General features: G+C 43.4%; 18 protein-coding genes. 2 read left to right on the top strand and 16 right to left on the bottom strand.

Annotation, left to right across the window (positions count from 1 at the left end; genetic code table 11):
• Positions 1–94 precede the first annotated feature (94 nt).
• The 4 genes from KUV50_RS14790 to KUV50_RS14775 all read right to left on the bottom strand — a co-directional run bounded on the left by KUV50_RS14790 (position 95) and on the right by KUV50_RS14775 (position 3,138).
• Positions 95–493 carry a GxxExxY protein gene (locus tag KUV50_RS14790; protein WP_222580952.1) on the bottom strand — a complete coding sequence of 133 codons (399 nt, stop codon included), beginning with the start codon at positions 491–493 and terminating at the stop codon, positions 95–97.
• A gap of 199 nt (positions 494–692) precedes the next feature.
• Positions 693–1,076, bottom strand: a complete 384-nt coding sequence (locus KUV50_RS14785; RefSeq protein ID WP_222580951.1) for a hypothetical protein — start codon at positions 1,074–1,076, stop codon at positions 693–695.
• A 196-nt stretch (positions 1,077–1,272) separates the two neighbouring features.
• Entirely contained in the window at positions 1,273–2,136 is an 864-nt protein-coding gene (gene lipA, locus KUV50_RS14780; protein ID WP_222580950.1) for a lipoyl synthase, read from the bottom strand.
• 207 nt (positions 2,137–2,343) lie between these two features.
• On the bottom strand, positions 2,344–3,138 hold the full coding sequence (locus tag KUV50_RS14775; protein WP_222580949.1) for a hypothetical protein: 795 nt from the start codon (positions 3,136–3,138) through the stop codon (positions 2,344–2,346).
• A 98-nt stretch (positions 3,139–3,236) separates the two neighbouring features.
• On the opposite strand from KUV50_RS14775, the gene KUV50_RS14770 reads away from it, so the two are divergent.
• A complete protein-coding gene (locus tag KUV50_RS14770; RefSeq protein WP_222580948.1) occupies positions 3,237–4,757 on the top strand; it encodes a sodium:solute symporter in 1,521 nt (506 codons plus the stop codon).
• 600 nt (positions 4,758–5,357) lie between these two features.
• On the opposite strand, the gene KUV50_RS14765 is transcribed toward KUV50_RS14770, so the two are convergent.
• The 7 genes from KUV50_RS14765 to tnpA form a co-directional block, all read right to left on the bottom strand.
• Entirely contained in the window at positions 5,358–6,935 is a 1,578-nt protein-coding gene (locus KUV50_RS14765) for a sulfatase family protein (RefSeq protein WP_222580947.1), read from the bottom strand.
• 200 nt (positions 6,936–7,135) lie between these two features.
• Positions 7,136–8,689: a sulfatase gene (locus KUV50_RS14760; RefSeq protein WP_410000063.1), complete on the bottom strand. Its 1,554-nt coding sequence runs from the start codon at positions 8,687–8,689 to the stop codon at positions 7,136–7,138.
• A gap of 694 nt (positions 8,690–9,383) precedes the next feature.
• Complete coding sequence (locus KUV50_RS14755; RefSeq protein ID WP_315899989.1) at positions 9,384–10,118, bottom strand: IS4 family transposase; 735 nt, start codon at positions 10,116–10,118, stop codon at positions 9,384–9,386.
• A gap of 19 nt (positions 10,119–10,137) precedes the next feature.
• Positions 10,138–10,437 carry a transposase gene (locus KUV50_RS14750; protein WP_222580944.1) on the bottom strand — a complete coding sequence of 100 codons (300 nt, stop codon included), beginning with the start codon at positions 10,435–10,437 and terminating at the stop codon, positions 10,138–10,140.
• A 14-nt stretch (positions 10,438–10,451) separates the two neighbouring features.
• Positions 10,452–11,669 carry an IS66 family transposase gene (gene tnpC / locus KUV50_RS14745; protein WP_222580943.1) on the bottom strand — a complete coding sequence of 406 codons (1,218 nt, stop codon included), beginning with the start codon at positions 11,667–11,669 and terminating at the stop codon, positions 10,452–10,454.
• A 27-nt stretch (positions 11,670–11,696) separates the two neighbouring features.
• A complete protein-coding gene (gene tnpB / locus KUV50_RS14740; protein ID WP_222580942.1) occupies positions 11,697–12,032 on the bottom strand; it encodes an IS66 family insertion sequence element accessory protein TnpB in 336 nt (111 codons plus the stop codon).
• Positions 12,025–12,330, bottom strand: coding sequence for an IS66 family insertion sequence element accessory protein TnpA (gene tnpA / locus KUV50_RS19780; RefSeq protein ID WP_222580941.1), 306 nt, complete (start codon positions 12,328–12,330; stop codon positions 12,025–12,027). Before tnpA ends, tnpB begins: the two co-directional genes overlap by 8 nt.
• Before the next feature lie 994 nt (positions 12,331–13,324).
• Between tnpA and KUV50_RS14730 the strand changes: the two genes are divergently transcribed.
• Complete coding sequence (locus KUV50_RS14730; RefSeq protein ID WP_261395289.1) at positions 13,325–13,582, top strand: hypothetical protein; 258 nt, start codon at positions 13,325–13,327, stop codon at positions 13,580–13,582.
• Positions 13,583–13,731: 149 nt separating this feature from the next.
• On the opposite strand, the gene KUV50_RS14725 is transcribed toward KUV50_RS14730, so the two are convergent.
• The 5 genes from KUV50_RS14725 to KUV50_RS14705 form a co-directional block, all read right to left on the bottom strand.
• Positions 13,732–16,578 carry a glycoside hydrolase family 2 protein gene (locus KUV50_RS14725; RefSeq protein ID WP_222580939.1) on the bottom strand — a complete coding sequence of 949 codons (2,847 nt, stop codon included), beginning with the start codon at positions 16,576–16,578 and terminating at the stop codon, positions 13,732–13,734.
• A gap of 287 nt (positions 16,579–16,865) precedes the next feature.
• Entirely contained in the window at positions 16,866–19,475 is a 2,610-nt protein-coding gene (locus KUV50_RS14720; protein ID WP_222580938.1) for a dienelactone hydrolase family protein, read from the bottom strand.
• Positions 19,476–19,597: 122 nt separating this feature from the next.
• On the bottom strand, positions 19,598–22,432 hold the full coding sequence (locus KUV50_RS14715) for a hypothetical protein (RefSeq protein WP_222580937.1): 2,835 nt from the start codon (positions 22,430–22,432) through the stop codon (positions 19,598–19,600).
• 529 nt (positions 22,433–22,961) lie between these two features.
• Positions 22,962–23,744, bottom strand: a complete 783-nt coding sequence (locus tag KUV50_RS14710; protein WP_222580936.1) for a hypothetical protein — start codon at positions 23,742–23,744, stop codon at positions 22,962–22,964.
• A gap of 7 nt (positions 23,745–23,751) precedes the next feature.
• Positions 23,752–25,989, bottom strand: a complete 2,238-nt coding sequence (locus KUV50_RS14705; protein ID WP_222580935.1) for a hypothetical protein — start codon at positions 25,987–25,989, stop codon at positions 23,752–23,754.
• Positions 25,990–26,232: the final 243 nt, after the last annotated feature.

Below are 26,232 nucleotides of genomic sequence, written 5' to 3'. Positions count from 1 at the left end.
CGAGGTTTATAGATTGAAGGCTTCGCAAATTCAGGAAAAGCCATGTCCACTCTCAAAAGAAAGTTGAAATCTCTGCATTTAAAGCTTTTGGTGGTCAGGTTGTCTTATTATCAGGATGGTTTAAATTATAAACTCGTTTATACTCCAAGCTTTTTGCTCCAAAATTAATAAGAAGTCCATATGGTAAATTACATGCTTCGCAATAGTTCATGGCCTGATTTAAATGCCCGTTTTCCAGTTGGAATATTGCTTTTAATTCAACCATGACTTTGTCTTGTACAAAGAAGTCCACTCTTCGTGTGGTTAGTTTTACATCATGGTAATAAATGGGAATGGACATTTCTAAATCAAATTTCAGACCTTCTTTAGTCATTTCTATTGCCAATGCTTTCTGATAAATTTTCTCTGGAAATCCACACCCCAATTTGTTATGTACTTTCATAGCACACCCTATAATCATGTAGGTAAGCTTATCATCGATTTGCTTTTTCATAATTATATTCTTGAAATAGTCGTGCTGCCCCAGTCAATCCTACAATCCCAGTCCATCCTAGCCAATCCTACAATCCTAGTCAATCCTACAATCCCAGTCAATCCTACAATCCCAGTCAATCCTACAATCCTAGTCAATCCTACAATCCTAGAATCCTACAATCCCAGTCCATCCTAGAATCCTAGTCAATCCTACAATCCTAGAATCCTACAATCCCAGTCCATCCTAGAATCCTAGTCAATCCTACAATCCTAGTCAATCCTACAATCCCAGTCAATCCTACAATCCTAGTCAATCCTACAATCCCAGTCCATCCTACAATCCTAGTCAATCCTACAATCCCAGTCAATCCTACAATCCTAGTCCATCCTACAATCCCAGTCAATCCTACAATCCCAGTCAATCCTACAATCCTAGTCAATCCTACAATCCCAGTCAATCCTACAATCCTAGTCAATCCTACAATCCCAGTCAATCCTACAATCCTAGTCAATCCTACAATCCCAGTCAATCCTAGAATCCCAGTCAATCCTACAATCCTAGTCAATCCTACAATCCCAGTCAATCCTACAATCCTAGTCAATCCTACAATCCTAGTCCATCCTACAATCCTAGTCAATCCTAGAATCCCAGTCAATCCTACAATCCCAGTCAATCCTACAATCCCAGTCCATCCTAGCCAATCCTACAATCCTAGTCAATCCTAGTCAATCCTACAATCCTAGTCAATCCTACAATCCTAGTCAATCCTACAATCCCAGTCAATCCTACAATCCTAGTCAAAGGTGTCTCTCTGCATGATAAGATGATCGCACCAGCGGACCGCTTTCGACGAAGTCAAAACCCCGTGCATAGCCTTCTTCCCGGTAAAAATCAAACACGTCGGGATGGACAAATTCCGCCACCTTCATGTGCATTTGGGTAGGTTGCAGATATTGGCCCAACGTCATCACATCACAGCCATGCTCCACCAAATCATCCATGGTCGCGAGAACTTCATCTTTGGTTTCGCCGAGTCCGACCATAATCCCTGATTTTGTTCGTTTACCATAGTCTTTTGTTCTTTGGATCTGTTCCAGACTGCGATCATACTTAGCCTGCGGACGAACCAACCGATACAATCGGGGCACCGTTTCCATATTGTGAGACACAACCTCCTGGCCAGCGCTGATCATTCTTTCGAGCGCGGACCAGGTGGCACGCACATCGGGAATTAATGTTTCGATGGTTGTATCGGGACTTTTTTCTTTGATGGCTCGCACAGTCTGATGCCAGATCTCGGCTCCTCTGTCTTTGAGTTCATCCCGGTTTACAGAAGTGAGCACCGCGTGCTTCACCTGCATCAGCGCAATGGCTTCAGCCACCCGCTCTGGTTCATTCTCATCGTATTCAGGTGGTCGGCCTGTTTTTACTGCACAGAAGGAACAGGATCTTGTACATACATTTCCCAATATCATAAAGGTGGCGGTTCCCGCCCCCCAACATTCTCCCATGTTGGGACAGTTCCCACTCTGACAAATCGTGTGAAGATCATATTCATCCACCAGACGGCGAACTTTTTTATAATTTTCTCCGATCGGCAACTTAACGCGTAACCAATCAGGCCGTTTTTGACGTTTTTCTTTGACAGGAAGTTCTATCATTGTATTGCAATATTTGTACCCGATAAAACCAAGTTTACCGAAGTTCTTCGGAAATAATGACTTTGTTTCCCAGCGGAACCAGGTATTTCTCTCGAACAGAAAATTCCACGCAGCACGATACGGTGCCATCAGATCCACGGAAAAACAAGATGATAATAACAGAAAACTCTAAGCAGATCTCAAATAAATCGGAACCATGCTGTGGAGTTATTTCCGTTTACCAAACTGTAAAGATACGTAAAGATTCAGAAAGAATGGCTTACTGGACTGGTCAACCATCAGGGGAATGGAGGAAAAATAAAAATCAAACATTAAGCCTATTTCGGTCGCCAAAATAATGCGTTCATCTTTACTCCAATCAAAATGCATACCTCCCTGGGCATGGATCCCGGGTGTAAAACTCATCTCCCCCAGTCCTTTTCGAAAGGGTGCTTTCCCAAAGACATCTTCATCATTGAGGAAACGCTCCCGATTTTCTTCCGTGTACTTAATGAAATCAAAATCCCGATTGTACAAATCATCATTCTCTTTAAGAACTTGAAGATAATAGGGTTTGATCAAACCTGCGGACAATCCATACCGGTAGGTGTAACCTACCAAAATATTTTTTTTAGATATTTTATCGCTCAAATAAACGGTCTTACCCTGACTGGCTCGTAGCGTATAAAGTGAATTTTGCTTGCCGTAAATGTAGTTTTTAAAAAATCCTCGACTTATACTGGATTTCAATGCCTGCAAACCACTGTTCAGTTCCTTTGGATGGCGGATCTGCCCCACTTCAATTTGGTAGTATTTATCGGTATAAAAATTAGGTAAATCTCCAAATCGATACCCGACTTGCATCCCAGCCGGTGAAAGCTTTACCATAAACTGGCTGCTCTTGGTATAGATTTTTTGCTTCGAGGGTTGAACCGGTTTGGGCCAACGGATAGCTTGTCCACTCATCTGTGCCGACCAAAGCAGCATGGATGCAAAAGCAATATATACGTAGATGTTTTTCATGTCAATGTCTATCCGTCCCTAATTTACTAAATATATACGAATAATTCTAAAACTTAGATGGTATATTCGTTTCCGTAATTCATGAAAAAATCCAAGCTATGATTTCTCCTACCGTCGTTCTTATCGTCATTGCCGTTTATTTTGGAGTATTGATCTATATCGCACGAACAACTTCAAAGGGTTCCAGTAATGATGATTTTTTTATTGGCAGTCGGGAGTCCCCCTGGTACATTGTTGCTTTTGGGATGATCGGCTCGACCTTGTCGGGAGTGACGTTTATCAGCGTCCCGGGCTGGGTAGGTGACTCGCAGTTTTCGTATCTTCAAATGGCCATGGGGTATATTTTTGGGTACATCGTCATTGCCTACGTGCTCATGCCTACGTATTACAGGTTAAAACTGACATCCATATACAGCTACTTGGATCAACGGTTTGGTTTATTCAGCTACAAGACAGGAGCGGGTTATTTTTTGCTTTCCCGGACGATTGGCGCTTCTTTCCGACTCTTTTTGGTTGCGATCGTATTGCAGCAATTTCTCATGGATCCCGTCGGCATTCCATTTTGGGTCACCGTAGCACTGACTATTCTGTTAATATGGATCTACACTTCCAAAGGAGGAATAAAAACCATTATCTGGACCGACACTATTCAGACAGGAAGTATTTTGATCGTGTTGATCGCAACGATTATTTCCATTACCAATTATTTTGATTGGTCGATTGCCGAAATGGCTTCCGAAGTCAGTAAAAGCGAGCTGAGCCAGGTTTTTTTCTTTGAAGGCGGGTGGTCAGACCCCAATAACTTTTGGAAGCAATTTCTTTCCGGCATGTTTATAACTATTGTGATGACGGGATTGGATCAGGATATGATGCAGAAAAACTTAAGCATCAGCAATCTGCGGGACGCTCAGAAAAATGTCAACACCTTTAATATTGTCCTGTTCTTTGTCGTATTCCTCTTTTTGATTTTGGGTGCACTCCTTTATCTGTATGCCCAATCCAAAGGCATCGGCACGCCGAGCCGGATCGTGGGCGGTCAAGCAGTCCCATCAACGGATTTGCTCTTCCCGGTGCTCGCCATGGAACACCTGGGTCCGGTCATTGGCGTTCTTTTTTTAGTGGGTCTCATTGCTGCAGCATACAGTTCGGCTGATTCAGCACTGACGTCGCTTACGACTTCTTTTTGCATTGACGTTCTCGACTTTGAAAAAGTGAACCGATCGGAGAAGGAAAAGGTTAAAACCCGCCGAAAAGTTCATATTGGTTTCTCTATACTATTGTTTCTGACCATTCAAATATTTTGGTGGATCAATGACGAAGCTGTTATATCATCCCTGTTCAAAGTAGCAGGGTACACCTATGGACCTTTGCTGGGTCTTTATACATTTGGCTTTTACACCAAACGAATTGTCCGAGATCGCTTTGTGCCTGTGATATGTATCCTGGCCCCTATATTGAGCTATATATTAAGTGCAAATTCTGAAGCCTTGCTAAATGGGTACCAATTTGGATTTGAGATATTGTTGGTCAATGGAGCCATTACACTAATTGGCTTATGGTTGATTTCACAGCCGGCGAAAAAAGAAGAAACAGGTCTTCCCGTTCGTCTATCGTCCTAATGGAGGTAGTACAATTTAAATTTTCTTTCAAAGATGTGATCTTCTCAAAAGGTTGATTTTTACTCGATGAAAGAGGATGTCTGGGTGCACCTGATCTAATCATCGAAATCTTTCCCCAGCCACCAGAGAGAAGGACATAACTTAGTAAATACGATCTATGCTAATACCATAGTGTCCGGGAATAATGGGTGGTGGCTTCCACGGAAAACACATTGGTGATCGGCTCACTAGTTCAAAACACCGCGTTATTCTACTTGACAAGTTGTCATGATCTTTGTATCTTTAGTGAAAAAGAGAAAATGAAAACAATGAATGTAGGAAATTTAAAGCCTGATTTTCTGAAGTAATAGAATGGGTCAAAAAAGGAAATACGGTTGCTGTCACCTACGGTAAGAATAAAGAAATAGTAGGTTACTTCATACCTGAGCTTCCCACATCTGGCGAGAAGCGTCAATTGGATACTCCAAGGAAAGACCACTGTTCATTTCGAAGATGATTTTAAGATAACTGAAGATGAATTTCTTCGGCCTCCATGTTTCTGGGGAATATAATAGGACCTGAAACCTATTAGGAAGAATTAAGCGACTCTAATCCTCAGTTTCACTTTTTGATTTCATTCCTTAGTGATTTCTTCATCTCTTCCACCCGTTCTTTATTTTCCGAATACAAGTTTTCAGACTCCGAAGGATCCTTTGCGATATTGTACAATTGTCCCGGTGGGTCGCCACGCTGAGGCTCCACTTTCGCAGGTTTGGTAAATCCACCGGACCCGAGGCCATCGATGTACTTCCAATTTCCATCCCGAATAGCAAATACACCTCTGGAAGAATGATGAATCATAGAGGTACGGTGTGATTTTAACTCTTTTCCTTCCAACAAAGGTAAAAAGCTCTGGCTGTCCTCCCCTTCTCCCGGTTCCATTCCCTGGTCTAAAAATGCCTTAAAGGTGGCATAAAAGTCAGTCAAACTGGTCAGCCCGTTGTAAGTAATGGATCGCTTAATTTTGTCCGGCCATGATATCACCAGTGGTATCCGGTGACCACCATCCCAAATATCTCCTTTTTGTCCGCGACGTCCTTGATTGGAATCGTGATTTTGTAGCTCAATTTCTTCTTGTGGCCAATACGCACCGTTGTCGCTTGAGAAAATCACAATCGTGTTTTCCCATTCGCCAGCCTTTTTCAACTTATCCACCACTTGGCCCACTGCATCATCTACCTGCAGGATGAAATCGCCATAGTCACCTACGGATGACTTTCCCTGAAAATCCGGCGAAGTGATCCAGGGTGTATGTGGCCCAGTGAGCGGAAGATACAGAAAAAAAGGAGACGTAGAATCTTCTGATGTCACACCACGAACGAACTTGTGTCGTGAAACATAACCCGCACCCCGAGTGACGATCTCCGGAAGACAGCGGATCATGCGAAATGAACCTGCCATTTCTCCTTTCCGCCACCATACTCCTTTTCGCCAATATACATCTCCGGGTTGAGTATGTTTTTTATCCCAGGCATCCTTGGTGTCATTCCGTCTTTCATCATAGACATCACTGGTCAAAATCATCTGTGGCTCCGTCGGAAGTCCATTTTCTAAAAACACATAGGGCGGCATGTCGAGGGATGCCGGCAGAATAAAAGAATAGTCAAACCCATAATCATAGGGGCCGACAAGGACGGGTTGACTAAAATCCACATTGGAGCGCCCACTTTCATCAGTGTATACCAATGGCCGACTGTCCTTCAAGGGCCAGTCCACCCCCAGGTGCCATTTTCCAATACAGACCGTTGCATAACCGGCCGCTCGAAACACATCAGCCAAAGTGGATCTTTCAGGATCGATCACCGGTCCACCATACCCGCTAATCACTCCGGTTCCTTCTTTTCGCCACGCATACTTCCCAGTGAGCAATCCATACCGGGAAGGCGTGCATACCGATGCGCTGGCATGGGCATCCGTGAAGGTAATCCCCTGGCTGATCAGACGATCAATGTGAGGTGTAAATGTTTTGGCTTCCGGATTAAGGGCAGATACATCTCCATACCCCATGTCATCCGCAAATATAAAAATCACATTAGGCCGGTCTGTAGCCTGACCCGTGAGCCTATTAGACGCTAAAAGAACCCCTATAAAAACAGCAAGAATCACTTCCACATGGTATTTCGAACAGACAAGCATCATGGTTTTTGTGTTAATATACATTAATCAGAAGGCAATCCGGTATTCTGTTAAAAGAAATCAGTTTCTGTAGACCTGGATACCTATCAAATTTGCCATCAAGCGTCTGGAGGTGAAAATTCACAATCAAGCATCCATTAAACCCGTTTTAAAAAAAGCCACATGGGCATAACGGCGATCGTGCGATCTCACTACCATACACCCTACCTTTTGGCCCTATGATCCAAATAAGCCTTTAAATACCGTTGATCGTTTGCATCACTATCTCCATAGTACTGACGGATGGAATCCAGCCGGGCATGCATCATTTGTTCAACTTCCTTGTACGCCGGATCACCATACACACTGTTCATTTCATTGGGATCCTTTTCCAAATCATACAGCTCCCATTCATCGATGTCATAATAAAAATGAATCAACTTGTATCGATCCGTCGACACACCATAATGGCGTTTGACCATGTGAACGGAAGGGTATTCATAATAGGTGTAATAGACGGCATCCCGCCACGTTTCGGTTGCACCACTCACTACATCCCGAAATGACTCGCCCTGCATTTCTTCGGGCGCTTGGATCCCCGCATAGTCTAGAAAGGTCGGTGCAAAATCCAGGTTTTGCACTAAAGCATCTATTTTCGTACCTGCTTTGATTTCTTTTGGATACCGCATCAAAAGGGGCGTGCGAAATGATTCTTCATACATAAACCGCTTGTCAAACCAACCGTGTTCTCCGAGATAAAATCCCTGATCTGATGTATAAACGACAATCGTATTTTCGCCCAATCCGTTCTCGTCCAGATAATCCAAGACTTCTCCCACGCCATCATCCACGGACTGAATGGTGCGCAGATAATCTTTGATATATCGGTTGAACTTCCACTCGGCCAGCTCTTTACCACTAAGATTCGCCGCTTTCATGGCCTCATTTTTAGGTGTATATGCCGCCAGCCATTTTTCTTTTTGTTCCGGCGTAAACCGCTTCAGCTGTCGGGCCAACCGGGTCGTGTCTCCATCGGGGTTGACCAACATTTTAAAGTCATGTCCCCACCTGGCGTGACCATCGATTTCCATTTCCTGCTCGTGGGCCGCAGTTCCTCTTCCCGCATAATCGTCGTAATAGTTGGCAGGTGGTGTAAACTCGATGTCATCAAAAAGAGTCAGGTATTTTTCTTCCGGTTTCCAGTTTCGATGGGGGGCCTTTTGATGATATAGCAAGCAAAAAGGTTTATCCTTATCCCGCATTTCATCCAACCACTTTAACGCATAATCCGTAGTGATTTGTGTGACATAACCCGGAAAACGTTTCCGTTCTCCATTGACTATAAAATCCGGATTGTAATAGTGGCCCTGCCCCGGAAGCACCATCGAATAATCAAATCCTTGCGGTAATCCGTCCAGATGAATTTTTCCGATCATAGCGGTCTGATACCCGTTGGCCTGAAGTATTTTTGGAAAATTGGGTTGATCCCAGTTAAAAGGCTGTACGTTATCGACTTTACCGTTCACAAAGCTGTGCATCCCTGTCAGCATCACGGCACGACTCGGCGCACAGATCGAATTCGTCACTGTGGATCTTGTAAACAACGCACCCTCCTGGGCTATCCGATCAATATTCGGTGTGTTATTGAGACCGTGACCATAGGCACTGATTGCCTGATATCCATGGTCATCACTCATGATAAATACAATATTGGGCGGGGTAGGATTTTCTTTATTCTCATTCGCTGAAACGCATGAAAAAAACGTTCCGATGTACACGAAGATGATCGCAGCAGAGAGGAATTGATACAAATTCAATTTCAAAATAATTACATTTTTTGAGCAGAAAAAGAGTCTGCTTCAGTTACAAGATTGTTCTTCAGATCTCAGTGGCATCAACCCCTATCACCTCTTGAACGCACGCAGAAAAAAAAATAAAGGTAAAATATTTACCAGATTAAAGCAAATGTCCGTTGAGTTCATTCCCCGAGTTCAAGATTGAGTCTACAAGAGCCCTCGTGTTCTCATTCGATCGACATTTCAAAAGCAAGTAAGCTCCCACCTTTTATCTCAAAGAACTAAAGTAAACCAATATAAATTACATAAAAGTTCATGAAACTTGTTTTCTGTTGGTATTTACATTCTGTTGTTTTCAGCGCCTTCAGAAAGCCTGTCGGGCTACAAGCCGATATCCTAAATAATTTGTTAATAAGCAACTCTACTTGCCTACAGTTTATCAAGTAAAAAATTAATCCTATTTTTTTTGTTTTGTCAGATATTTTGTTTAAGCTTGACTCGGCGGACAAAACTCTTTTCACTCCTTTACTTTTTTATTCACCGTTTGCAATACCCACCCCTTTTATTGCAAGGATATATTCACACCTGTCCAAAATAAATTTCAGGCATAAATATAGTGGTTGAAAACCAACAATTTAGGCTTTGAGAATGCTCTATTTAGAAATCAACCTCCCTTCTAGTCAAATAACGTAATCTCAGGAGGTGAATTCACTTTCTCGAGTATAGGTTTATTTATCCAAGTCCATAGGTCAATCTTCGAAAAAAGATGAACTCTCAACAAGGTGACTAAGTTTGATAGATTCCACTTGTATTCTGCTTTCTGTTTTAAGTATCTGAACAATATCATTGCAATGAGGGAGCACCATAGCTGTATACGTACAGCATTTGGTGAAGTGCCCACAAATGTTTTAACTCGAAACAACTGCTTGATGAATTTAAAAAACACCTCCACATCCCATCTGGCCTTGTATAGCTGTGAAACAGTGCCTGCTGTCCAATTAAAATTATTCGTCATCAAAATGAGTATCTGATCGTTTTTCGGGTCATAAACTTCGATCACCCGGATCTTCCCTGAGTACTTATTGCGGGTTTCATCACCAGTCAGCTTGATGATCTGGTCACTTAATATATGCTCGTGTTTTTCGTTAACAGGTAGTTCTTTTACTATTTCAAAATTTACATTCTTTTTCAATCTGGTGACGTAAATGACCCGGTTGCTGTCCAAATTATTAAGCCATACAAAATCTACATAGGCACGATCCACTACAATGACTGAATCAGACGGGAAACTGTGAGTTCTGGCTGGTTTGATGTCATGTGTTTTTCCCTCTTTGATATAGGCATAATTGGGAAGTCCCAGATCATAATCCAGAACAGCATGCATCTTAATAGCTCCTTTCTTTGTTCGTATCCAGGCATTCTACCCCGTTCTATTTGAGCATAAATTCCTCCCTATCTTTGGGAGTTAGTTTATGAGGTAGCCAGCTCACCGCCTGATCCGTTATCTTCTCGCTGACCGTTTTTCTAAGCAGCCATTCCAGGTATTTGTGGATGCACAACTTGTGGTTGTCTGCAGTAATGATGATGCTATACAGACAAGCCAGGTTTTGAGCCGTATTATGGTTCTTGGCGAATAGATAATTCTTCCGGCCCAAAGCCAATGGCCGTACTTTGTTTTCAATACAGTTGTTGTCTATCTCCAGTTTACCGTCTTGCGTATAGGCGCACAAGCCCTTCCATCTGTTCAGAGAGTAGGCAATGGCTTTACTTTACCTAAAGGACTTTTAGGCAATATAGATTTTTGCATGACCAGCTCTTTCATCCAGTTCTCCAGTTCTGATAAAATGGGCACAGCGATTTCCTGCCTTTTATTAAAGCGGGTTTCGTAATCAGCCTTTTGTTCCCGAAGCTCCCTCTCCAGATGGTAGAGTGCTCCTATCTGGACCAGATAATATTTTGCTTCGGGTGGATCGCTGTTTGAGGCTTCTACAAACTTTCGCCGGGCATGTGCCATACAATTGATAAGTCTCATTTGCGGATTTGCTTTTGCTACACTTTCGTAGGCTTCATAGCCGTCAGCCTGCAATATCCCACCGTATTGACCAAATAATTCATGCGCTACTCTGTGCTGTCGGGTAGGATCGTAGTGAAATAAAGTGGTTTGATTCTCTGGATTATGGATCAACCACATATATCCGGTATGGGATGCTCCGGGCTTTTTACTACTTAAAACCTTGAGAGTACTTTCGCCGCCCTGCAAATAGGGAGAACTTAGCATATCCTTCTCCAGCAAATGGTACAAAGACATCAAGGCTTCTGCTGCTTGATGGATCCAATTGTGCAGATTCCTGTTTTTGATAAAATCCACTCCGATCTGCTTGTATTTTTTAACCAGTCTATAGACCGGGGTGTGATGCAGAAATTTCTCTTCTATGATATGGGCGACCAAACTTTCATCCACCATGCCTTTGGGAATCAGTCTGGGCGGAATAGGTTCCTGTAAAACCGCCTTTTCCGTCTCGTCAGAATCTTCTTTCGTTATGGGCACCCATCGGGGACGGATTATCTGTTTGACATAGATCTCTCCTGGCCTATAAGCCAGAATTTCAGTGATATCTTCTCCGATCTTTTGGTACTGGTCTTCATCTATTCCTTCGGGATTGAGAGTCTGATCCTCTCTAGGCAGATCTGCCGGAAATATAGCCCGCTTCGGCTTTTTCCTGATTTTGACTTTGTCATGGGACCGAACTTTTATCTTCTTGACTTCAGGCTTCTCACCAGGTTTTTCTTCTTCAAATAACTTCATCTGACCATGGTCATAGTAGAGGGTTTTACTGCGTTCAGACCGACTACCAAACATCATCTGTTTGAGTTGATTCAGCTCGTGTCTCACATATATCATTTCTCTTTTTAGCTCCTGGTTTTCGGCTTTAAGTTGGTTGTTTTCCGCTTCTAAAGTCATGTCTTAAAGATACGACTTTACCCCTTATTATACTAACTTATAGCGTTTTCTTCGGACAATTTTTTGAGTCGATATACCCTGCAATATCAACATGAGTTTTTCATAGCTGATCCGGTAATCCGGCCCCTGATCCGGGTGTTCAAAAGTGCCTTGTTCCAGCCGCTTAAAGTATATGCTCAGCCCGTCCCCCTCCCAAAATAAGACTTTCATGTGTGTAGTCCGTTTGTTAATGAAAATATAGCCCACGTTCTCTTCCAATTCGAGATCCATCTGATGGCGGACTACTCCGCACAAGGTGTTAAAACTCTTGCGCATGTCTACCGGACGGTTGTACAAATAATACCGGCGAGTACTCTCAAACATGACTCAAAAGTTTTAATAGTTCGCTGTCCAATTCCCGGTCCAACTGAAGTCGAACTCCATTGGGCAGATATATGTTAGTTCTCCCCAAACCCAAGACAGACTTGGGGGCAGCTACTTCTACAAAGGATCTTGACAAACTCGATTTTTGCTTTTTTCTCTCAGCATTTTTGTATTTTCGACGCCAGTTATTGAAAGTATGATAATTGATTCCATATCCCTCGCAATATGAGGCAATGGTTCGGCCGCTTTGCGATTGTTGTGTCACATGCTGCTTCCTTTCTGATTTGGTATATTTCATCTTCTTTTGAAAGCAAAGATATTTGATCCGAAAGTTCCAGCATATACGGGGTTGGTTGCGTGCATACTTTTGAATTGGTTAATATGAGTACCCACGCCAGGGAAATCACGCTGTCTTCCTCTCTAGATCGCATTAATTTAAATGTCGGTTCCTGAAAAGTTATGAATGAAAACGAAAAACCATCAACCAATCCGCTTTATTCACCGCGTAATCTATTACGATGCATCATCTGCAGTGCATCACTGGCTTAAATTTCAGAACATCCTAAGTGCTGTTCGAAAAAGCTCACGGTTCCTTCCACTAAGGACGATTGACGACCTTTGATCTCATCCGAGCCGAAACTATATTTACTCATATCCAGCTCCTGTCTAACTACCACTAAAATACGATTCAACGCCAGGTACATAAATCAAAAGCCATGAATTTGCAGGCTAAATAAATCCAGGTCAGGATATACACGGATAATCATGAGGTCTTCAAAAGCAGTCATTCACTGAATGACTGCTTTTGTTCTTTTTGATATTATTGATCAGGGTAGGTTTCATTTGTATAACTATAAGGTAAACCCCAGCTATGGCACCGTTTTGACGCCTTGACCACCACAGAAATAACTTCAGAATTATTCCACCTAACTTAAAAAACAAAGCACTAGTAACTAAAAGATCAAATAAATAGAAGATTTTACTGGGGCATGAAAACAAAAAACATGTCACCTCACTTCAGGTCTCAGCAATCCCGCCCTAACACATCCTACCCATAGGCTTACTTGATGCGTAAGAAAGATTAACCAACCCATTTGCACTACAAACTTCGTTCGTAGTGAACACCAGGATGCACAAGCATATCCATGCCAAGTGGTCAAATTCGGAAGAAATTTTCATCTTCACAAAAGCTTGTATAGCTAATAGAATGCCCGTAACTTGAATTAAAATCCGATTCTGTGCCAATACTTTGATCTCGGGGTTCGAAACGTGTCTGACTAAACTGTTAAGTGGTGATGCAAAAATTTGAGAATTGGACAGATACCTATACCTATACCGACTACTTGGAGATTTTGACAAAGCCGCAGACAGCTATCGTGAAGCGATCAAATGGAACAGGAACCCGCAACCTGGTCTTGCACTACTTCGTCTGGCTCAGGATCGAGGAGATATCGGGGCATGCTGTAGATTTTATTGGTTCCTTTATGGATGCTTTGGGAATGGGAAAGGCGGCTTATATAGGCCATTCTATGGGCGGGGGAATCAAATGATTGAAGTATTGTAAGCACTCCGTCATTATACTCTTATCTAAGCCTTTTCTTTTATGATCCTGATCACCAGAATATAGTAAAACGCTCTTCAAATTAACCAGTTGGATGATACTCTACTCCCATGAGCCAGATCTGACCAATCAGATGTATTATTCGGTTTCACCGTTCGCATGAAAGTCAAAAGTCAAGTTCATTGGTTTGAAAACATCTTCCGACCGACGGGTAACGTGGCTGGGCTGGGCAGCAGGTCCCAGTTCGCCCGTATTCTGAAATTTGGTACCAATCCCCGAAATGTAATGCAAAAAGGCTATATCTCCTTCCGGGTAAAAAGCCTGGGCATGTCCGGCATCATCGGGTGCTGGCGGATTGTACATTTTCAGATATATTTCTGGTGATTTGCAATACACACGAAAAGTAGATTCTTCCGTTTCGAACGATGCCCAGTATAAGTTGGCATGATACCCTTTGAATTCGGGATACACGAGCGAATCAAAAGAATAGCCGGTTATCGTATTATTATATTCTTTCTCCCACACATTAAAGGTGGTACCTTTTAACCGATTTTTATACACCCGATACGGTCCATCTCCCATCCACCGCAGACTTTTAATTTTGGACTCGGGATAGTTAAACGACAATCCCAGCACCTGGACATCCTTCTTAGAGTGGGTCAGACGCGATGCTTTTAGATCAAGCAGTCCGTTCTTATGAACCCTCCATTCGAACTCTTCCGGATATTTTTCATAGCTCCCTTTGATGACCACACTACCATCGTTGCGTTTTTCCCAGGTGACTTCCTGAAGAGTATTGGATGCCCCTTCATAGCCGACAGGAGATGGCCCCCCTGTAAAAGAAATTTCGCCTTCTTCGTTCTTCACTCTACGTAATTGACCGTTTGACAGATCAAATTGGTAATGGAATTCACCCACCTCGATCAGCAGTATGTTTTGATTTACCGAAGTTTTGATACTATGGTTCTCATAGTTCAAACTCCGAATCAGGCCCGGGATATAGTTTTCGGCACGTTTCACCGGCCAACGCCAGGTATATATCTCTCGATCCTTAGGGTCAACAGCCTTGAATTCCAGCACATCAGCATCAAAAAAATGATCGGACAACGGAATCGAAATCGCTGCAGTATGACCGGGCGCAATATCTGGGGATGCGATATGTCCGGAAGCCAGAACGTCCTCTCCCGATTTATGCGGATTCCCATGTTTTATGATGCGATAGGAGAATCCGCAGTCTTTGAGATTGGTGTATATAAATTCATTCCGGATATGTAATTTTCCATTGAATCGGGATGAAATGACAAATGGGTTAATTTGTACCGGAGACCATATCTCCTTAATGGTATAAAAACTGCCTTCTTTTTCATTATTAGGTCCCAAAATACCATCCGGCCCGTGATTCCCATCACTATCGTAATTGTTCAAATCGGTCCGCCAGACTGCTTCATCTTTTAAATTCCATAAAATCCCGCCAGCATTTTGGGGGCTACGTTTGAAAGCTTCCCAGTAATCGTCCATACTGGCACCATGTCCCCCGTCGTACAATCCGTGTTGCAATTCAGTAGGGAAAAAGATCTGATCATCACCAGTTAACCGGGTTTTCAGGGTGCTCCAAGATGGATAATGCCGGGTATCCGTATCATTTCTTCTCAACCATGGATAGATGATGGGTCTTTTTTGAAAGTCATATTCATGGAACCATTTTTCGCTGGGGAACTTCCATCCCCCTTCATTACCAAAATTCCACATAATCACGCTCGGGTGGTTTTCATGATGAAGGATCAACTCCTGGATTAACTTGGGTCCCACCACCGTATCATACCCTTTCTGCCACCCACCCAATTCATCCAACACAAACAGGCCCATTGAATCACAGATATCCAGGAAACGCTTATCCGGGGGATAGTGGCTCATCCGAACCGCGTTCATATTCATATCTTTTATAAGGTTAACATCCTCAATATGGTCTTGGTCGCTCAGGCACCTTCCCGCATGAGGATGGAATGAATGACGAGCCACACCTTTCATCACAATTTTTTCCCCGTTTACATAAATTCCATCATGCGGCACGAGCTCCACGGTTCTGAAACCGATCTTTTCTTTATGCGTATACACCGGTTGACCCTGTTCCAACAAATCAATTTGCAATGTATACAAATAAGGCCACTCCGGATTCCAGGCATGAATGTTACGGTATGTTGTTTGGAAGGTTTGATGAGATGCCCTGCTCGTCCAGCCAAACGATCTCGGCTCATCCACTAAGGCGCCATATTCATCCAACAGCGTAACCCGGATACGATTCGATGCAGATTTCTTGTTTAAGAACGCATTGATATCCATATTGCCATCAGCGGTAGCGTTTATAGCTACCCGTTCAAAATGTAACTCGGGGAGGACTTCCAGGTATACGGGACGGAATATCCCCCCAAAGATCCAATAATCCGCATAGCGTTCCGCTTCGTTCACCGATTCATTCGACGAAAACTTGGACACCTTCACTTCCAACAGATTTTCTCCGCCGTAATTCACCAGATTACTAATGTCGTATTTAAACCGATAAAAGGCACCCTGATGAATTTCTCCGGCCAATTGACCATTGATATGTACTTCGGTATCTGTCATGGATCCCTCGAATACTATATTAATCTTCTTGCCTTCCCACTCTTGAGGGACATCAAATTCGTGCTTATACAAACCGTACTCTTTACCATATTTCACCTCATCGTGCTTATGATCATGACCATAGTTGTATGTTCCAAAGCCTTCCAGCTCCCAGTTGGATGGCACTTTGATCTTGGACCATTCGCCACTTTTTCTGCCATCGGAACAATAAAAATCCCATTCTACGTCTGTAAATCGATCTTTTCCGGACAGGTATTTTACAACCGGTTCAACAGCTTGCTGGGCATTTCCCATTCCGAGAAAAAATAAATAACAAATAGTCAGGGTAAAGAAATACTTAAATTTTGGGGCTAGTAATGTCATGTTGTAAAGTCAGGGTTTCTGAAAAATTTATCGTTCTATTAAAATTTAAATAGTAAAGATAAAATTTTTGGCCAATTGGCTGAAACACGGATGTATATTGACTACTTCATATTGAGTATTTCCCATGCGTAAAACAATGGTTGCTTTTCAATTCTTCACTGTCCACCAGGAAAGGACCAACCTACTATGGGTCTCATGCACGGATTAGAATAAATAACCTGGTAAGGTATAGAACCACATGGTAACTTATCGTGTAGGATGATCAATCATCGGTGGGTATTCTTCGGTTACCTTTTCAGGTGATGCTCTAAAAACGGAATACTGACTTCCTCATTAATGATATGTCCACCATCGTGCAGGTCAATCGTAGTGAGCGTGGGTTTCCCCATTTCTTCATAATGGCTCCTAACTTTCTCATATTCATACTTCACCCATTCAGGTGGAGCAATATTGTCTTTTAGGCCATGCTCCACCATAAACGGCCGGGGGAAAATTAACAGATTAGCCATTTCCGCATATTCCATAGTATGGCCTCGGTTCCACATCGGCATTTCAGAATCAACATGATAAACAAAACTCGTTGGGTAGTAGATGGACGACTCTTTTCGGGCGCTTTCATTAAAGTAAGCGCAATTAATGCTTAATGCATATTCCGGGAGCATCGACACGATCAAAGAAGCCGCCTGACCACCAATGCTTTTACCATAAAATCCAATGCGGTGTGGGTCGACAACAGGCAACGTAGACAACCAGTTTATTAATTGTTCATGCTGTCGCCCTAGGGTAGACCACAACGTAGCTTTCGTTGTTTTGGCCACCCGATCAATCCAGCGGAATCGCGTTTCTCCAGTCCAGTTTCCGAACGGTGTAAACACGATAAATCCACGTGCTGCCAATTTTCTCCCAATCTCATAATAGCCCGAGCGGTCACTCAATGCCGTCGTAGGGTCTCCACCTCGTCCGTGCTGCAACACCACCACCGGACGTTTTTCACCCACCGGTATATCTCGTGGTATAGTGATGATACCCCACAGCTGCACATCGGGCAACACATCCATCAACACTTCGTAACAGGTATACTTTTCTTGAACATCAAATAATTTGGTACGGACATTGGCCGGAATCAGGTCATCATCCAACCATCCAATTAATTCTCTTTTAAAAAATTGTCGGGCTTCATTCTGGTCATTGAATCCTTGAACAAATTCACTGCGGATGTATTCACTGTTTCGTAATAATAACTGGGTATGACCCGTCAATTGTTCCACCATTCGGCCCATTCGGCGGCCTGGATCAAATTCGTTTCTGAGATCCTGAGGCAGATTATCTTTTAATTCTGTTGGTTGATCCAGGCCAAGCTTCTTCAAAAAAACGTAAACCGCTTCTGACGAACCAAATGGTATGGGCTGCTCGCCCTCCCCTTTCACCAGGTATCGATCACCAAAACCTGCACCCACTAGCGCATTAATGCGGTCAAATTCCGATTCGACTTCAACAAGAAATGGGGTCCATAGTTTTCCGGGCGGTTCAATTTGTTTTCCTTCGGTGGGCGGGCCGCTATATTCGGGCACCTTGCTGTACTCCACCACGAGGGAACGCGGTGCGATCAGGCTGGCTAACTCTGCATCGCCAAATTCACGGAGTAATCCCCAGATATTTCTATATATTGGTTCTTTCCATATTTTTTCACGGGGTGCAAAGTAACCGCTCACCATCGTCGATTTGATCCGGGTATCCAGAGCAGCCGTATACAATGCCAACAAACCGCCCTCCCCATAGCCTGCTATTCCGATTACTCCGCTCCCCGGTCCATCTTGCAAATCAAACCAATCAACCAGCGCTTCCATTTTCTGAACCTCATAACCGGCGATGGTTCGCCCCAGTTCATGAGCCTGAGAATAAATCCAGGTTCTCGATGGTCGGTTCGTGTTTCGCGACCATCGATGAGTCCGATCTGCAATCACCGGAACGACTACAGCAAATCCATTTTCGACGAACCGGCGTGCAAATTGCGATTCCGAATCCACCCGATCATTCAGCCCCACCAGATCTTCCGGCTCCTGGTCCGCATCCGGAATGGCGATAGTATATCCTTTTACAGCGCCCTTTGGTTCCAACAATAATCCTTCACCGTAAATTTTAGTTGGCACGTCCAAATCCGGCCAATCTTGGCGGGGTGGACCCGGGGCCACTTCTTTCAACACCGGCCAACGGACTTCGTACACCGTGTAATCTTTTGTTTCTGCCACCAATCTCCCCCGGTCCAGGGACATATGCTCCCGTTTATCGATTGCACCCAGCAGAGATCGAAACCGATCTCGATTAGGTGCTACGGATTTTTCATATGCTTCTGTGGAACTTGTATCCCGGTCCCAATGTCTCCTGCGTCGGGGTTTTAGCTTTTCAATCCGCTTTTCATAGAACATCCGGACGCCATCGATGATGTTCTCCCACTGAACCTCGTGTTCTAACAGGTCAGTCTGAGGCATCTTTATACCCAGATAACCCTTACTTTCAACGGAATTCGGGGCCGGCATCAAAAGAATGGTAATCTTTTTGTGATTGGAAAACACTTGATATTCTTGTGACTGAAATTCACTTTTGACTACATCTAGCAGAATCCGAGAAGCAGCGGCCTCCTCGTACGGATATGAAGTATTTCCGTTCTTTCCCGATGTCGTTCCAAGCATGGCCTGTTTGGGCACAGTTAAAGAAAAACAACCATCCCGATTGGTGATTTCAGATCGAGATGCACCCTGGATCGATACGTTCACCCCTTGAATCGGCTCGCCCGTCAGTCCATTTTGCACCACACCAACCAGTTTATAAGATGGCTCGGTGCAACCTGTTAATAAAACAAGCAACATCAGATATGAAGCGAAATTAACGTAGGACATAGAAGTTTATCAAACAATTTAGTACATAAATAAAAAATAGCACAACAGCCAGTATGCTATTTGAGACTTCGGTCGAAAATTTGAAAAATATAAAGGTACAAGTTCGGTCAACATACAAAAGCTTACTCCTCACCAAATATTTCATAAACTATAAAACCATACTTTCCCGGCAAAGCATCAAATTGAAATCCGGGAAGTTTCACAATATCTCTTCCTCTTTTCAACTGGACATCATGATATTCTTTGGCATCCAATTCAATATTTTCTGCATTGACTAAAGTTACTCTCAGGTTCACCACTAGCTGCTCCCCCAAATGGTGTATGACAGGTTCAATCGCATCGTCAGGACCATAAATTACATCCACATTCGCACTCCCTGCCCAAGTCCTCTGGAATGCCATTTTGTTGGTATAATACGCTAATTTCGGATGACGAAGGTTATCAATAAGTGGTTTTTGGTAGGTTCCGGTATTTGCTCCTCCCCGAAGTGAACACCAGGAAAACCCATCGTACCCCAGCAGCATTTGTTTCTTCATCGACTCCCACGCTGAGAACGCTTGCCAGGCCTGACTGGCCCGCCATTCATCGGCATTCAATTTTCGTCCAATACTCCCTTTTTCATACGACCATTCATAAGACTGAATCTTGTACCACGGTTTGCCTTTTGATAATTCCCAATTGGGTTGACCGGCTGATTCTTCGTGTTCAAAATTAAAGTATGCTTTTTCACCGGCATTCAGACAAGATGCTGCCCATTCATTGGGTGCTGTACGAAGTTTGGTCCATTCCGCGCCATAGCCGGTATAAGCATCCTGACTGCCCCGGGTCATCCGCGAAGCATGGTATTCGGGAACGGGAACCATGGGATTCCCTTCATAATCCAAATCCCCTCTATAATTTCCATAATGTGTATGTTGCCAAAATGAGGTTGGAGAAATCAATCGGCTTGGATCCCGGTCATATATAGTGTTGTATATATCCCTGATATAATCATGAGAATCCGAAATATCGTGGTTCTTAAACCGGTTGGGGTGATTGGATGCTTCCCACATGACAATCGAAGGATGATTAAAGACTCTGGCCATATACGCCGGATACCCCTCAATATCGACATTCCATGCTTCGCCTTCCCGGATAAACCCTGCCGTCGACCAGATCAGGTAAATGCCCATTTGATCAGCTAATCGGGCATACCGAATATCGTTCACACCGTCCGCTGTATCTTTCTCAGCATGCACGTGAATTCTCAACAGGTTTGCATCCATTTTCTGAACCATCAACATCTCTTCTGCGACAATTTCATCCGGCGGGCATCGGTTGTACTTCGCTAGTTTTTCCACTGGTGTTCGGAAACCCATAATCTGGACACCATTCAGCATTTCAACCTTTTGATTCACATATAAATACCCCCCACTCTGGTCAATCGTTCGTATTCCTGTCGTGATTACTTTGTCATCGATGACCTGGTCTTCATTATCTCTCAACAGCACTTCGACTTTGTAGAGATGTGGATTCCCGGGTGCCCACAGTAGCGGGTCAGTAATCGGCAGATCCACCTCAATGGTATTAACTATCCTGGGACGCACTTCAACAGGGATGGTTACGGTAGCTACCGTATCGCCTTCATCCGGAAACCAAGGATAATAATTAACTTGTACATTCCCTGAAAAATATTCACTGCGCGGATACTGTATCCGGATTGTATTGGACTGCAAGGCCACCCCGCCCAATTCTTTGGTATACACTTCGACATCCTGGATCATGCATTGGCTGCTCAATACCAATTTGGTCTCATCCAGGAACCACCCAATATTCCGATCAGCCGGAGAATGGGTCATGGGGATATTGGATCGATAGGGCCGTACTTTCACCGCTATAATATTTTGGTCATTCTTGCGCAGATAGCGAGTTACATCTATTACCCGGGGATGACGAGTATCCACCACGGTCACGACTTCCCCGTTAATCCATACTTCGCCCCCCGGATCTAGAGATTCTATTTCTAATGTCCCCCTTTCAAATCCACCTAATTTCAATTTCTTTCTGAGGTAAAGCGCTTCACCCGCCTCTCGCAGACCACCATGGACTGCTGGTAACTTCACTTCTTTCCAGTCCCCATCATCAAAATCAATATCGGTCCAGTTTTGTGGAGGCTTCTTCAGTTCAAAATTCTCATCAATCCGCACCTCCGGTATAAACGGGATACGGACATTATCATTCTGCGCATAATTCATCAACAGTAAGTCATCTACTACCACTTTTCCATGACCTTCGATGATTATTTCATCCACTATATCAATTTTCTGATTCGCCATCGGAATAAAATCAAACACCAACACTCCATTAATGCGTACGTTGAATTTCTTTTCCTGCAAATCGGCTTCAATCAACAAATCAACCCATTGGTTCAAATCCAGTGTTGACTCCTTCATCCCGAGGGTTGATTGGGTCCGAATCTTGTTTTCCCCAATCTCCACTTCGATTACATTCTCTTTTCCTTTCTTCAGAGACCAGAAAACCGTACTTCCCGAAGACAATCTAATCCTGGACTCTAACTTAAATCGCCAGTCCATTAAATCTATAGTCTTTTCAATTTTTCCGTTTTCTAGAACAAGGGCCTCCTCTTCAATGGTCACTCCTTTATAGCTTTTCCACTCCCTCAATGCGGTTTTGCTTTCTTCATGTTGCCCCCTACGATAACCATAAGACTTCCAGTCTTTCAACAACAAGGTTTCACGTACACGGGGTGAAGGTTGTGGCTTCAGCGCGCTCAACAGCGAGTCAATTTCTCCGTCCGTTACAATCGCCTGATCCAAATCAGGATTTTCGAAAAACTTTGACGCAAAATCGGCGTATTGATTTAAAAAATGGATTCGACCGTCCGTATCCAACCACTCCGTTTCACCCTTAAAGTCTGTTTCTCCATTGGCGGTTGGATCTTTTGTAAATTGTCGCATCTCAAATGTTTGACTGATGGACTGAGTATGCCCGTTGCTCCATAATGACAGCATTCCAACCACCAACATTACACCCTTTTTAAAAATCAGCATGTAAAATTTATTGTTCACTTTAAATTTAAAAAACTAAACCACCGGGCAAATAATCTTTACCCACTGTAATAGTAATACACCCCCAATATACGTTTCGCTTTATCGTTTTCCCTTCTTTGATTTCATAAGTGGCCAGAAACCGGATTTCATGTCCGACCGGACAACCTTTCGATATCCTGAGTAAGGAAGACACCGCATATCCATCGCCCCATTTATCGGGCTAAAGATCGACATTAAAAGATTCACTTTTTATACAGGGATCATCATTAATGTGTCGGGGAATATGCCCCATAATTCTCCTTTACATACTCGAGCCACCATTTGATCCCCGGATCGCAATGGGTTCCGTAGCCTCCGGGTTGATGATTCACCGGGATATTTTGCAACCATGTACTGGCAAATATGTACCCATACCCGTCCTCCAGGTGCTCTCTGGTTAACCGAAGCTGCTCTGCTTTTTTGATTTCGGTATAAACACCCACATTGATGTAAGAATAATTACCCACTTCTTTGCTATACCCAAGTAGTTGGTCATCGTGCCTTCTATTTCAATATAGGGAATAAACTTCGTTTTACTGGAAAAGTGAAGCGCCAAATCCGCATTCCTGGGCGTATACCCCCAATTATTGTATCCAATCATATAGGTGGAGTCCACGGCCTTACCAGCACTGATCATTTCACTGATATTAAATCCAGCAGCTCGATTGGCCATACCTTCATTATCCGGGTCGATGAATACATTTCTGAAATCATTCTCCTTTAAAAACCGGATAGTATTGGCCACGGCAAGATTTGCTTCCTTTTGTGTCCAGCTATCCCATTTTGCCTGAGAGCCGTTGGCATCACTCCAATACAAACACCCCACCAATACAACCATTGCTCTTTTGTCGCATTCTGCTATAATCCTCTTCAGTCGTTTGGCATAAACCGAATTCAATGAACCATCTTCGTGATACCCCTTGAAATCACCAAATCGGGAGCCCATCAAAAATACGCTGACGGTATTGATCCCATACGCCATATAAGCATCTAAATGATCGATCAAATCTTGGGTAGTTTCTTCTGAGTACAACGAATTGGAACAACGAAGCCCAATCACCTGGAAATCCTGACCATTCAGTAACGTTTTATTCCCCTTTACAGAAAACACATTGATGCCACTATGCCCGGGGAGTAATGACACCATAACAAGCACAATCAACAATACTAATTTTCTCATATCCTGATTATTTAATCCTAATGGTTATGGTTTGATTCCGGAGTATATCAATTTGTTGTGAAACGTTCTCACAAGTCACCAGATATGGATTTCTGGAAACCTTTTCACCTTCACCAAAATACAATTCCTGTAGTTCAACTTCCCAGGCACCCTGTTCATCTGTTCTTCCTTCTTTCACAATTTCTCCTGAATTATTCTTAATTGAAATCAATTTATCCGGCAACCGGGCTCCGGATCCATTGGTTACCAAAACCTCCAAAGTATGGAAAACTTCGAAAGAATGGTTTTGATCCGTCATTTCTATCCCGAAATCCATCCCTTCGTACGTGTTCGAACGAAATACGACATTCTCGGCATAGCACGAATTACAATTTCTCCAACCCATCCTGTATGGCTTCAGATCACCAGGAGCATCCGGGGAACGAATAATGGTGTTGTTATAAACCTCCGTATGGGCCGTTCCGCCATACCGCGTAGCGATCCAGGCCGCCGGGACATTAGTAAATATTTTATTATTATAGAACTGACCCCCATAACCATTGGGACCACCGCATATGTAAAAAGCGGCGGCATCAGCTTTCGACCCCGGATCCTGGTGGTTGACATGTATTTCATTACCAAAGATATAATTATCGCCGCCACTGGCGCTGTAGAAAAATGCCCACGCCATCGGTACGTATTCTTCGAATTCCGGAAAATCTCTGGCCGTGACATGGATTTTATTGTTGTAAACTTTATTATCTGCGGCGCTTCGTGGTGAACCGGGTTCAGCACGGTAATCGGCAATCCGAATGGCGGCAACACTGTATTCTTCACTGCCGTATTCACAGGTGGGTGGCGATGATTCAATCGTTATTCTATTATTGAATATTTCCATGCCTCGGTGTACATATACTTCGATGCCCGACCCTATGTCGGGTTCGATATCGTTTTCAAATATATATGAACTGTCACCAATGGCCATAATGCTGTAATGATTCGTCACCATTTGTTTATTGACAAACCGATTATGGTGGATACTGGAATACTTCCCCTTAAAAACCAGACAACCTTGACCTCCGATGAATTCAGAATGCGAAACTTCCGACGGCGCATCACCCCGGAGATCCACCGCATAAAACTGTGCACCGTGTCGATTAATTAAAAATGGATTATCCACTTCAAATGTGCATTCGGTAATCAAGGCTTGGGGAACATCCACTGCGGTGGCATTGATTCCCTGATTAATTACTTTGACATTATCGATAATGATCTTGGCGTCATTGGCCGTGGATTGTATCCCCCAGGATTGGACACCATTGACACCAGATCGGATGATGCCATTTTTGATCGTCACCGTTCCTTTCTCCTTCACAACCGGGATATCCTGAATGGGTTGACCTGTAATGACATCCTCTGTATAATCAAAAAATGCACTGTGACGAATCTCGTACAGGTGATCATAATGTCCAAAAGGGTGTGTCTGTTCAACGATCCCTACACCAACATCCATGGCCGGGCGAATATCCACTTCATCAATAAGGCAATCCGTATCCGCCCGAATTCGAACTCTGTATTTTCCTGAAGGAAGATTATTCAGATGCGCTATTATAAATCCACCGCCTAATCGCGATGACTTCCTTTCGACAGGTGCACTTACCTTGGATCCATCTTGATATGCTGTGGTGACCTTTACACTATTACCCGCTTCATCTTCCACAAACAAACTAATTTTCATCTCATTCGCCAAGTCTCCCTCCATATCCCTGAAATGGTGGCCCGTAATACCACACATCGCATAGTAAGACCGATTAGCTATGGGAAGGTGAACGTAATCAGATACAACTTCATCACCCTTTTTCAAACTCAAGAGTTTGTCACCCATAAAAACATGCACATCCTTGGTATTCTTTATCTCCGCTCCCGGTGCCTTGGTCAAATCCCAGTCTTCGCTACCCCTTTCAAAACCGGAGTTGGGAATATGAGTATAGTTCCCTTCTGCAAACGTCAAGGTATACCCATTGAGATCGAGAGTCACATCTTTCCCCAAAAATATTCCACTCCGATCACTGACAATATCGTTGGTCATCACGTAGGTTGCCCCTTGTTCTCCGTAAAACCCAGGACGGTCAATCGGGATTTCGCCTCGTTCTACTGTTCTATGTGGTACAGGACGATATTGAGCATGTAAAGGGAGGAATCCAAAAGCCAACATGACTGTAATGACTGTTATCCGTTGACCATTCCAGCGCCAATTAGTATCCATCCAGTTTTTTTTTAGATTTCATTTCTTGTATTATAGATTTTTCATACCCGATCTTCTTCACGATATCATAAGAATGGCAGCTCGCAAGATCAGTATAGCCCATACCATTTGATTCGATGTGCAAAATGCTTGACCCAATGATCATTTCTGCAGAATTTCCAATCTCTGGGATAATGCAATATGCATTCAAATCTTTGGATTAAGAGACATCACATCCTCGCTGTGTCATAGTCCCCAGAACAT

The sequence above is a fragment of the Membranihabitans marinus genome (assembly GCF_019802045.1).
Taxonomy (GTDB): Bacteria; Bacteroidota; Bacteroidia; order Chitinophagales; family Saprospiraceae; genus Membranihabitans; species Membranihabitans marinus_A.
Note: the sequence above shows the minus strand (reverse complement) of the source record. Positions and strands in the feature narration are given on the sequence as shown.

Excerpts from the sequence above, each read along its gene's own strand:
- KUV50_RS14710 (WP_222580936.1), bottom strand. The coding sequence starts at position 23,744 with ATGAGAAAATTAGTATTGTTGATTGTGCTTGTTATGGTGTCATTACTC.
- KUV50_RS14715 (WP_222580937.1), bottom strand. The coding sequence starts at position 22,432 with ATGCGACAATTTACAAAAGATCCAACCGCCAATGGAGAAACAGACTTT.
- KUV50_RS14720 (WP_222580938.1), bottom strand. The coding sequence starts at position 19,475 with ATGTCCTACGTTAATTTCGCTTCATATCTGATGTTGCTTGTTTTATTA.
- lipA (WP_222580950.1), bottom strand. The coding sequence starts at position 2,136 with ATGATAGAACTTCCTGTCAAAGAAAAACGTCAAAAACGGCCTGATTGG.
- tnpA (WP_222580941.1), bottom strand. The coding sequence starts at position 12,330 with ATGAAATATACCAAATCAGAAAGGAAGCAGCATGTGACACAACAATCG.
- KUV50_RS14775 (WP_222580949.1), bottom strand. The coding sequence starts at position 3,138 with ATGAAAAACATCTACGTATATATTGCTTTTGCATCCATGCTGCTTTGG.
- KUV50_RS14765 (WP_222580947.1), bottom strand. The coding sequence starts at position 6,935 with ATGATGCTTGTCTGTTCGAAATACCATGTGGAAGTGATTCTTGCTGTT.
- KUV50_RS14770 (WP_222580948.1), top strand. The coding sequence starts at position 3,237 with ATGATTTCTCCTACCGTCGTTCTTATCGTCATTGCCGTTTATTTTGGA.
- tnpB (WP_222580942.1), bottom strand. The coding sequence starts at position 12,032 with ATGTTTGAGAGTACTCGCCGGTATTATTTGTACAACCGTCCGGTAGAC.
- KUV50_RS14790 (WP_222580952.1), bottom strand. The coding sequence starts at position 493 with ATGAAAAAGCAAATCGATGATAAGCTTACCTACATGATTATAGGGTGT.
- KUV50_RS14705 (WP_222580935.1), bottom strand. The coding sequence starts at position 25,989 with ATGGATACTAATTGGCGCTGGAATGGTCAACGGATAACAGTCATTACA.
- KUV50_RS14725 (WP_222580939.1), bottom strand. The coding sequence starts at position 16,578 with ATGACATTACTAGCCCCAAAATTTAAGTATTTCTTTACCCTGACTATT.
- tnpC (WP_222580943.1), bottom strand. The coding sequence starts at position 11,669 with ATGACTTTAGAAGCGGAAAACAACCAACTTAAAGCCGAAAACCAGGAG.